At 75.5% G+C, this 3475-nt stretch carries 2 protein-coding genes and 1 pseudogene; all 3 read right to left on the bottom strand.

From position 1 onward, the window contains the following. Nucleotides 1–121: 121 nt before the first annotated feature. Complete coding sequence (locus tag BJF79_RS35095; protein ID WP_075903895.1) at nucleotides 122–514, bottom strand: hypothetical protein; 393 nt, start codon at nucleotides 512–514, stop codon at nucleotides 122–124. Nucleotides 515–556: 42 nt separating this feature from the next. Further along, complete coding sequence (locus tag BJF79_RS56275; protein WP_262403026.1) at nucleotides 557–679, bottom strand: hypothetical protein; 123 nt, start codon at nucleotides 677–679, stop codon at nucleotides 557–559. Nucleotides 680–1571: 892 nt separating this feature from the next. After that, a pseudogene (locus BJF79_RS56270) lies at nucleotides 1572–3475 on the bottom strand (hypothetical protein); the annotation flags it as partial.

The following is a 3475-nucleotide window of genomic DNA, read 5'->3' as shown; positions in this document are numbered from 1 at the left end:
CGAGTGGCGCCCGGCGACGGACCGCGACCCCCGCGGCGCCGTCCCCCCGCGCCACCGCCGCGCGCAACCCCGCCAGCGCGTCCTCGTCCCACCCGATCACACGGACATTTCTACCGCCCGCCTACGACGCACCGGGCGAGAATCGCTTGTCCTCGACATGGACGACCGTCAACTCGCGCCCGTCCCGGTCACGCTTGGACCGCCCGAGCAACCCGACGGCGAGGTCGCTCGGCTCGTCCCCCGCCTCCTCGGGCGCGACGTACGTGAGCACATCGTTGTGGTGGCCGTAGACGGCCCAGCCCGGCGCGGCGTCCAGGTCGATGGTGCCGAAGTCACCGGCCGACGTCCCGCCCTGGACGGGCCCGAACTCGCGCAGCAGCCCGATCGCCTGCAGGGCGAGATCGTCCTCGGGCTCCATGAGAATGACGCACGTGCCGTGCTCGAACAGCACCCACGACTTGGTGTCTCCCATGATGACGCCGCGCCACACCTCGACGAGCTCTTCGGTGACCATACGGACGATCCTGGCATTCGTCCCGGGCCGACGCCCATCGATTTATTCGGCTTCCTCCCGGAACGCCTCGACCGCGTACCGCAACCGCGCCCCGACGAGCAGCGCCTCGTCCTCCGGACACCCGAGCAACCGCCCCACCAGATCGACGAGCTGCTCGTCGCTCAACTCCGGCTCGCGCCCCGCCACATGCCGGATGATCTCCAGCAGCTCCGGCCGCTTGTACGTCGCGATCGACCGCCCCCGCCGAACCCGAGGCCCCCCGGCCTCCCCCTGCCCCGCCCCCTCACCGAGGCCGTCACCCGCACCGCCCGACTCATAGCTCTCACCAGGCGCGGAACTCCCCGGAGGCGTAAGCCCCGCCGAACCCCCAACACCCCCACCCGGCGCACCACCGTCCCGAACGGGAACGACCCCCGGCGCGGAATCCCCGCCGAGGCCGCCTCCACCGCGCGACTCACCCGATGTGGCACCACGCGGGCCAGGAACAGCGCCCGACTCGGAGTCGTCACCCGGCCCAACACCCGCCCGCGCCCCAACACCACCACGCGGCTCGCCGCCCCCGCTCGGCGCGGACCTTCCGTCCAATACGGCGCCACCGTGCCAGCCGGAAACACCACCCCGCTCGGAGCCCTCGCCGGGTCCGCCCCCACTCGGCGTGGCACCACGCGGGCCAGGAACAGCTCCCGGCTCGGAATCCTCACCTGGGCCGAAATTCCGCCGTGGCCCAACGTCCGCCCACGATTCGCCAGACTCGCCCGGCGCGGCGCCTCCACGCGGAGTCGGGGCGGCGATCGGGGTGGGGCGGTCGGCGGAGGTGAACCCACCGAGAGGCGCGGGATCCGCTTGTGGCTCGCCGCGTTCGGGCGGACCGGCGACATCGTGTGCCCCAGCGTCTCGGCGGGGTTCGGGGCCACCGCGCGGTCCGCCGCCCTCGGGTGCCCCGGCACCACCACGCGCCCCACTGACCCCGTGCATCCCACCGGCCTCGCGCGGCCCGCGACCCTCCTGTGGCCCGGTGCCGCCGCGCGTACCGCTGGCCTCGTGTGGGGTGGCGGCCTCATGGCGCGCGGCCTCGTGGGGCTCGGCGCCGGCCGGTCGGCTCGGCGGCCTCGTGGGGGTCGGGGGCGGCGGTCCGGGGTGGGAGGGCCGGCCGAGGATCGTGAACAGCGGGGTGGTCGGGGAGAGGGCGGCCTCCAGGCCGTCGGGGGGTGGGAGTTCGGTGGCGGCCTCGCCCACGAGGATGGCGCGGGGGGCGAGCCACAGGACGAACAGTGCCTCCGCGCCCGCGCCGTGTTCGCCGTCGACGATGACGGCGTCGAACGAGTCGGCGTGCGGGGGCAGGACCTCGGGGATTCGCCACAGCGGCAGGATCCACGCGGGGACGACGTCCACCGGGTCGGACGAGGCGGCCTGCAAGCGCGCGCGGGCGGCGGTCCGTGCGGTCGCCGCCGCGAGTTCGGATTGGGCCTCGCGTACGCGTTGTTCGGCTTGTGCGGTCGCCGCGTGGTGGCGTTCCTCGGACGGGGAGAGGCCCGGTTCCGCTGCGGCGCGCGCCCATGCCCACGAGTCGTCCCAGCGCCGGACGCGGGCGTGCCATGCCTCGTCGCCGTCGGTGGCGGCGAGGAGGTAGGCGAGGTCGGGGTGGACGGCGCGGACGCGTTCGAGCAGTTCCGCGCAGCGACCTGCAGGGCCCGTTCGTGGCGGGCCTCGGCGAGGGCGGCGAGGGCGCGACGTCGGCGTCGGCGTCGCGGGCGTCGATCGCGGCGAGGGCGGCGGCGAGTTCGGGCGGGTCGGCGGGGCCGGCGGGGCCGATCGAGTCGCGGAGGGCGTCGAGGTCGGCGGCGGTGCGGTTGACGCCGAGGCCCTCCAGCGCGCCTTGCAGGGCCGTCGCGTACGCGTGCCATTGCAGGGGGTGGTTCAGCGGGACGGTCAGTCCCGCGCGGTCGAGAAGTTCGCGGGTCTCGGCCACGGCGGGCAGGATCTCGTGCAGGCGGTCGAGGCGTGTGTGTGCGCGCACGAACCTATCGACGCGTTCGACGGACGGCAGGTCGGCGGGGAAGGAGATCCCGGCGGCTTCCCACACGTACTGGAGTTCTTGGCAGCTCATCCGCACCATCAGTTCGGTGAAGACGAGGTCGAGCAGTTCGGGTGTCGTGGGGGGCTCGCCGTCCACGGTCGCGTACTGCAGGAGGATCTCGGCCTGCCGCTGGGGCTGGGAGCGCAGCGGTCCGCGTTTGAGCGTGCCGCCGTCGGCGAGGTAGGTGCGCAGGTCCTGCGCGACGCTGGCGAGGCGCCGCAGGTGCAGTTCGCCGGGCGGCAGTTCGACGCGCCGTCCGCCCATTCCGGCGAGGGCGCGTTCGGCCCATCCGGCGCGGGACGTCATCTCGGTGACGCGCGCCCACACGGTCTGGCGGCGCTCGGCGAGGGCGTCGGCGAACGCGCGGACGGCCAGGTCGGCGGGGTTCCAGCCGCCCGGATGCCCGTCGAGGCCGAGGTCGCGCAGCGCCGCGCCGACGGTGGCCGCGGCGCCGTCGAGACGGGCGACGAGCGTGACGTCGGCGTCCCGGAGGAGGCGCGACAGTTCGTTGCGGGTGCGTCCGGCGCGTTCGGCGGCGGCCCGTTCCGCCTCGACGAGCGTCCGGACGTACGCGGCGCTGGGCAGCGCGGCCCGGGTCGACGTCGCGCTGTTCGGGACGGGCGCGGCGGCCGGGCGTCTCGCCGGCCAGGAGGGCGACGAGGTCGGCCGCCTCCCGCGCGGAGATCGGCGGGTCGGGCGGGAGGCCCGGACGGACCGGCAGCCACGACAGTTCGGGCGCGTCGCCGGGTTCGGGACGGGTCGGCCGGACGGGCGCGACGAGGAGGTCGCCCGGTTCGCGACCGCGCGGGCGGCCGTGTCCGCGCGGGCCGTCGAGGGCGTCGAGGTCGTCGGCGGGCGGCGCGCAGGGATTCGACGGCCGCGCG

Origin of the sequence: Actinomadura sp. CNU-125 (genome assembly GCF_001942465.1) — a bacterium.
Lineage (GTDB): Bacteria > Actinomycetota > Actinomycetes > Streptosporangiales > Streptosporangiaceae > Spirillospora.
This window is presented reverse-complemented; position numbering and strand designations above follow the sequence as displayed.

Coding starts and splice junctions, on each gene's coding strand:
- BJF79_RS35095 (WP_075903895.1), bottom strand. CDS start 514: ATGGTCACCGAAGAGCTCGTCGAGGTGTGGCGCGGCGTCATCATGGGA.